Here is a 6,631-nt window from a genome sequence, read left to right as displayed (position 1 = left end):
GTTGGTAGCTCATAACAGACCTCCGTGTATGTGTTGGTGTGGTTACTTACATTTTACACGAAGCTGTTATGGGTTGTTTTATTTTAACCACATTTTTTAGGTGTTGCACTTAATATTACAATTCGTCTTATAAAAACACATTATTTCTCTTCATTGTAAGTTGAATATGCAAGCGAACTTTGTCGAGAATCAACTATACTCATATAGACATTAAGATTAGTTACCTTTATAATTAATAATCTATGAACATATTATATTAACACCTATTGACATATAACAAGTAAATAATATACGCAAACGTATTCTGTTAAGGAGTCGAAAGTAATGAATAATAAAGCTGTAATTTTAGGAAATAACTACTATTTAGGACTGAGCACTATTCGCTGTTTGGGAAAGTATGGCATACACACTGTTGCAGTGGACTATTCAGAAGAGAATAGATATGCAGCTGAATCAAAATATGTTTCGGAAAAGCTAATTGTCCCTCACTATCAAAATGAAACAAAAGAATTTATTGATGCTTTAATTGATTATGCAAAGTCACAGGACGTGAAACCAGTTCTTATACCTTGTCACGATTCATACGTGGAAGCTATTGACGCTTATTTAGATGAGATTCGTGAATATTACCTAATCCCGCAAACCGAACAAGGGCTATATACAACGGTAATGGATAAAGGCAAACTACATCAGTTAGCAGAGGAAAAAGGTATGAAAGTTCCTGAAACACTAACGATTGACACAGAAAACTTTCATGAAAAGGTCGAAAGTATTATTAAGTTTCCGTGTTTAGTTAAGCCAGTAGACTCCCCTAACTTTGTAAAGAAGTTTAGAAGAAAATTATTTAAAGTGCACTCAATGGAAGAGCTGGAAGAAAAAATAGAGCTAGCAAAAAATGCTGATCTTGAAGTTATCATCCAACGAATCATCCCTGGTTTTGATGATCATATGTATACCTTTGATGCATATCTTAATCAAGATGCTAAAGTAACCCATTGGACTACATGTAGAAAACTTCGTCAATATCCAATTAATTTTGGGGCTTCTGTCTATACCGTTCAAAAACATGTACCGGAGCTATATGAATTAGGTGCTAACTTTTTAGAAGCAATAAAATTTAAAGGCTTTGCCGAAATCGAATTTAAAAAAGATGCAGAAACAGGTGATTATTACCTAATTGAAATTAATGCTAGGATTACAAACCTGAATAGTTTACTGTACAAAGTCGGATTAAACTTCCCATACATTACGTATATGGAACTTACTGGACAACCTCTTGAACCAAAAGCTGTAAATCATAATACAAATACAGCATTTTGGTATTTTTATGAAGATATGTTAGCAGTTAAAGATTATATTAAGACTGGTCAACTGTCAGCGATGACGGTTCTTAAATCTTTATTTAGACCAAAAGCATATGCAATCTGGGACTGGAACGATCCGAAGCCTGCATTTTCATTTGCTGCAAATTTGTTCGGAAAAGTATTTCATAAAGTTACAAAACGATAGGTAATAAAAGGAGCGCTCAATTATGTTATTAACATCCATTATACAGGGCATGCAGTTTGATATAGTTCAAGGTGATTTAAATAAAGATATTAAAGCAATTGCCTACGATTCTAGAAACGTTACAAAGGATGGTATATTCGTTGCGATTTCTGGTTTTCAATTTGATGGACATGCTTTTATTCATAATGCAATTAAACAGGGGGCTTCGGTTATCATCTCTGAAAAAGCGATAACAGTTGATAAAGGGATAACCGTTTTAAAAGTAGCTAATTCAAGAAATGCGTTAGCAAATGTCTCCAGTAATTTTTATAATAATCCTACAGAAAACCTAAATTTGATTGGTATAACAGGGACAAATGGGAAGACATCAACTACTTATTTTGTTAAATCTATTTATGAAGAAGCAAGAAAGTCCATTGCGCTTATTGGTACACTAGGAACCGTGATGAATAATAAAGTAGTTAAAAATAAAAACACAACGCCTATGTCATTAGATCTTCAATATTTCTTCTCAGAAATGGTCACGGAAAAGATCGATAATTGTATTATGGAAGCATCATCCCATGCAATAAGCCTACAGCGTGTAGCATATAGTAAGTTCAATACGGCAATTTTTACAAATCTATCACCTGACCATTTAGAACTCCATAAAAATATGGAGGAGTATTTTGGGGAAAAAGCAAAGTTGTTCAAAATGACCAGCGATTACAACATTATAAATGCCGATGATTACTATGGACAACAATTGATTGAAATGGTTAAGAACGATAATCCAAAGTTAATCACGTATGGTATTCATAGTAAAGCAGATATCTGTGCAACGGATATCCATTATGCTTTCGATCATACTCTATATACAGTTAATACCCCGACTGGCAGTGTAAGAATTAAAGTAAATTTACCTGGGGATATTTATGTGCTCAATAGCCTAGCAGCTATTGCATGTGCTTATAGTAATGGTATTCCATTGGAATTAATACAATCGGGTATAAACAATATCAAAACAATTCAAGGACGATTTGAAGTTATCTATGAAAAAGATGATTTCAAAGTTATTGTCGATTTTGCACACACGGAAGACGCACTCCAAAAAACATTAAGTATTATGAGACCCTTCGTTAAAGGAAAAATCATATTAGTGTTTGGCGTATACGCTGATACAAGTGAGAATGGAACAGAAAAACGACAAGGTATGGGTAGGGTTGCAGCTGAATTTGCTGACTTTTCTATTGTGACACTTGATAATCCAAAACAACATAATCCATCCATTATGATAAATGAAACAACAGAAGCTATCATTCGTAACAATGGTGACTTTGAAGCAATACCAGACCGAGAAAAAGCAATCCAGCATGCAATCCGTATTAGCAAAGACAATGATATGATCGTAATTGCTGGTAAGGGGCATGAGACAACACAAATTATAGGAGATACAGAAATTCCTTTTAATGAAAAAGAAATTATTTTAGATGCCTTAGCTGAAAAAGTTTCACTCTAATAAATATTTTAATAACCGGTGGTGGTATAATGACAGACAAAAAGCTAGGTGTGATTGGCGGAATGGGTTCTTTAGCCACAAAAGTATTTTTTGAGAAAATAATAGAAAATACGGTTGCATCCAAAGACCAAGATCATATCGATATGATTATTCTTAACCATGCTACATTGCCAGATAGAACCAAGGCTATTTTAGAAGGTAAAGAATTGTCTTTCTTAAATGTAGTCAAACCAGATATTGAACTTCTGGAAAAGGCAGGAGTAGAAAATATAGCTATCCCTTGTAATACATCGCATTATTTTTATGAACAAATGCAAAATATGACAAAAGTAAACATTATTAATATGGTCCGTGAAACTGCAGCGTTTATTAACAAGAGATATGGAGAGAATAGTAAAGTTGGTATTTTAGCTACAGATGGCACAATTGCTACTGGTATATATGAAAGAGAATGCTTGAATTTTAACCTTAGGCCGTATCACCCGAGTGAATTCGATCAACAAAGAATTATGCGTACGATCTACAACATCAAAGCAGATGTTAATTATCAGCCTTATGAGTTGGAGGATATGATTCAACATCTGATTACAAATGAAAATTGTTCGTCTGTAATTTTAGGTTGTACAGAATTATCTTCTGTCTACTTAGATCCTGAGATTAAAAAATATTGTGTAGACCCGATGGAAGTCCTTGTAGAAAATTCAATTATCTTATCTGGAAAATCACTTAAGAGCTCCATTTTAAATCGTCACCACACCATTAGTAATCCGTAATTTAGGGGGAATTAAATTGTGTTGAAATTAAGCCAGAATGTAACGTTCGAATCTTTCATTAGAGACTCCTTCAAGGATGGTACGTACCATAGAGAATTAAGGTTAACTGATAGTGAAGTTGAAAATGTCAAAAAGATTTTTCCAAACGCCAGCATGAAAGCCATAGCGGAAACTGAATCATTGGATAAGAAATGGTATGAAGTAAATCTTAAGAATCCGCACATGTAAATTCTCCAAGACAAGTCAAACGAAAAGGCTATGATACAATATCATAGCCTTTTTCATTATACCTATAATCTATAAGCTAATACCTTTACAGTTCAAATGGAAACAATCTATTCCTCACCTGTATTCAAGATAATTATTTCCACTCTTCTGTTTTCCCGCATATTCGCTTCTGTATCATTCGGTACCCTCGGTCTTGTCTCACCATATCCAGCTATTGAAAAGCGAGATTCATCAATATTAAACTCCTCAATCAAATACCGTACGACACTACTTGCTCGCCCACCAGAAAGTTCCCAGTTTGATGGATAACGAAAACTGCTCATCGGTCGGCTGTCCGTATGCCCTTCAACCTTTACTTCATTAGGGATTTCCATAAGCAGATAGCCGATTTCTTGCAAAAAGGGCTCCCCTTCTTCTAGAATGTCTGCTTCACCAGATTCGAAAAAAATGCTGTCCTGTAACACTAATACAATGCCTCGTTCTGTTCTATTAGCGGTAATAACCTCATTTAAATCATTTTCATTCAAATAGGATTCGATATCTTCTAATAAACCATTTAATGGATCTTCCTTTTCTGCCTCTTCTTGATTCATCACCTCTTTATCCTGTGATGGAAATTCAAATTCATTCGGCATTTCCCCCAAATCATCATCTTGGTTAATTTGCTCTGTTGGATTATCCATCGGCACAGCTGATGAAGAGAAATCAAGTATCATTCTATCTTGAAAAGATTGCGATATCGCTTTAAATTTATTCAAATCAATTTGTGACATGGAGAATAATAAAATGAAGAAAACGAGAATTAGGGTAACCATATCTGAGTATGTAACCATCCATTTCGGTGTACCTCTCTCATTCCGTTTCCTAGTTTCTCTACGTTTCATTAATGTTTTCCTCCGTAAAAAATCTAGATTAATCGTTTATCAAAATACGCTTCAAGCTATAAAATTCAATTTCTATAACTGTTTGTACACCTTTGCTATATATTATTTATATCGGCAATAATCTTACAAAGTTAATATGGATTCCAATCTTTAAAGATTTCAATATATATCTTATGCGTTTTCTTCATTGGGTATTTAATGGTTACTTGAGCTTCTTATTTCACAAGAGCAGGGAACGTGTATTACGTTGCACATCAAAAAACCGTAAAGCACGGTGCTAAACGGTTAGGTGACCTATTTATCTTGTTCTTGTCGCCATTTATTAAATTCAAGATATTCCTTAAATTGTTCTTTAGAAACCCCAGACTCCATTGCCTCTTTTACTATTTTCATCCATTCACTATCTAACTCTGTTTCAACTATCGAATTACTATCATTTATCAAATCGTTCACAGAAACGCCTAACACTTGACTGATTTTCTCGATAAACTGGATCGATGGGTTTGACTGAAGGTTTCGCTCAATCGAGCTTAAATAGGACTTCGCTACTCCCGCTTTTTCAGCAAGCTCTGAAATCGTCATCCGTTTTTCTTTTCGTAATTGTTTGATTTTTTCACCGATCAAGTTCTTCACCTACTTTCTCTGCGAATTATATCATAATTACGGTGAAGAGTTCTATTGTTAGCAAAAATTAAATCAAACTTATATCTTTTTACTTGCACTATTCAGAAACTGCTGAACTTCCTCTAACGATATACCTAGTTTTTTCGCACTTTTTATTAATGTAATCCATTCTTGATCAAACGCAACAATTTCAATTACCTTATCCACAATTCCGCCTCCATCACTAATCCAGATAATTTAGTTATTACCAGTAAGGCTTTTGACTAAAAATCCTGCCTCAACCTCAAACGCGATTACTTATAACAATCAATACATAAGCATATTTTACTATATATTTAGCATTAATTGGGTGACTTGTTTTGTCATATAGACACTAGTTTTGTAGTATAAGAAATTAAAATTGTTACTTATTTCGCACGCTATCCGTACACCTTTCCCACCTGATAAATAAGTACTATAATGCTCTTTTTCTATTGTAAAAATAGATTATCGTACCTGCTAATAACAGAATCAGCCCGCTAAGAAGAAAGTTAAAAATGTCGGTTGCTGTACTTGGAAGTGGAGAACCGTCGTGAGGCGAGTTTTCTCCACTGCTAACTGCGCCAGCAATAGATTGTTCATCTCGGTCATCGCTTTCCCCTTCGGCTGTAAACAGCAGATAAAAATTTGCATTCAATCCTTGAAAATCGTTACCCAAATGTTCTGGAAATCGCACTGTGAATTCCAACGTCTCTTCACGGGAACTCTCTAACGTACGAGCGGCTAATCCATTAAAATCTTGCAGCTTACCATTGTATAGGATTTCATCCGAGTCACTGATTTCCAGTAATAATTCATTATAAAGTTTCATTGAATCCCCATATGGTCTAACGGATACGAAATAATCAAAATCCAATATACCGTTATTTTGTACAACAACAGATCTTGGAGCCCAATCTCCAGGTTTCATGTTATCAATGTTAAGTAGTACTTCTTCTGGTAAAATATCAATTGTTATTTCATCAGCAGCAGAAACCGATGATGGATTTGTTATATTCATAGAGAAAGCACTTAGTACAATTAATAGTAACGGAATTATTTTTGGGAGTTTCATAAGCACCTTCCTCGTATCATTG

7 protein-coding genes are annotated in these 6,631 nt (G+C 34.3%); 3 read left to right on the top strand and 4 right to left on the bottom strand.

Annotated elements, in window-relative coordinates:
• The first annotated feature begins 324 nt into the window (after window positions 1–324).
• From D1B32_RS22340 to D1B32_RS22330, 3 genes are read left to right on the top strand one after another with little or no spacing between them, the layout of a single operon-like run.
• Entirely contained in the window at window positions 325–1,509 is a 1,185-nt protein-coding gene (locus D1B32_RS22340) for a carboxylate--amine ligase (RefSeq protein ID WP_095311121.1), read from the top strand.
• 22 nt (window positions 1,510–1,531) lie between these two features.
• Window positions 1,532–3,007, top strand: coding sequence for a UDP-N-acetylmuramoyl-L-alanyl-D-glutamate--2,6-diaminopimelate ligase (locus tag D1B32_RS22335; RefSeq protein ID WP_118890448.1), 1,476 nt, complete (start codon window positions 1,532–1,534; stop codon window positions 3,005–3,007).
• 29 nt (window positions 3,008–3,036) lie between these two features.
• The gene (locus tag D1B32_RS22330; protein WP_118890447.1) at window positions 3,037–3,780 is read left to right on the top strand and encodes an aspartate/glutamate racemase family protein; all 744 of its coding nucleotides are present in this window, start codon (window positions 3,037–3,039) and stop codon (window positions 3,778–3,780) included.
• Window positions 3,781–4,115: 335 nt separating this feature from the next.
• On the opposite strand, the gene motS is transcribed toward D1B32_RS22330, so the two are convergent.
• From motS to D1B32_RS22305, 4 genes are all read right to left on the bottom strand, one after another.
• Window positions 4,116–4,892 (bottom strand): flagellar motor protein MotS, encoded by a 777-nt coding sequence (gene motS, locus D1B32_RS22320; RefSeq protein ID WP_095311114.1) that lies wholly within the window; start codon window positions 4,890–4,892, stop codon window positions 4,116–4,118.
• 294 nt (window positions 4,893–5,186) lie between these two features.
• Window positions 5,187–5,516, bottom strand: coding sequence for a helix-turn-helix domain-containing protein (locus tag D1B32_RS22315; RefSeq protein ID WP_095311112.1), 330 nt, complete (start codon window positions 5,514–5,516; stop codon window positions 5,187–5,189).
• A 78-nt stretch (window positions 5,517–5,594) separates the two neighbouring features.
• Window positions 5,595–5,723: an anti-repressor SinI family protein gene (locus D1B32_RS22310; RefSeq protein WP_240033876.1), complete on the bottom strand. Its 129-nt coding sequence runs from the start codon at window positions 5,721–5,723 to the stop codon at window positions 5,595–5,597.
• Between the two features lie 247 nt (window positions 5,724–5,970).
• Window positions 5,971–6,609, bottom strand: coding sequence for an LPxTATN C-terminal sorting signal domain (locus tag D1B32_RS22305; RefSeq protein ID WP_158586317.1), 639 nt, complete (start codon window positions 6,607–6,609; stop codon window positions 5,971–5,973).
• Window positions 6,610–6,631 lie beyond the last annotated feature (22 nt).

It is taken from the genome of Oceanobacillus profundus (assembly GCF_003515705.1).
Taxonomy (GTDB): Bacteria; Bacillota; Bacilli; order Bacillales; family Amphibacillaceae; genus Oceanobacillus; species Oceanobacillus profundus.
This window is presented reverse-complemented; position numbering and strand designations above follow the sequence as displayed.

What these genes read in the sequence shown, in the direction of transcription:
- D1B32_RS22340 (WP_095311121.1), top strand. Translation starts at nt 325, where the DNA reads ATGAATAATAAAGCTGTAATTTTAGGAAATAACTACTATTTAGGACTG.
- D1B32_RS22305 (WP_158586317.1), bottom strand. Translation starts at nt 6,609, where the DNA reads ATGAAACTCCCAAAAATAATTCCGTTACTATTAATTGTACTAAGTGCT.
- motS (WP_095311114.1), bottom strand. Translation starts at nt 4,892, where the DNA reads ATGAAACGTAGAGAAACTAGGAAACGGAATGAGAGAGGTACACCGAAA.
- D1B32_RS22335 (WP_118890448.1), top strand. Translation starts at nt 1,532, where the DNA reads ATGTTATTAACATCCATTATACAGGGCATGCAGTTTGATATAGTTCAA.
- D1B32_RS22330 (WP_118890447.1), top strand. Translation starts at nt 3,037, where the DNA reads ATGACAGACAAAAAGCTAGGTGTGATTGGCGGAATGGGTTCTTTAGCC.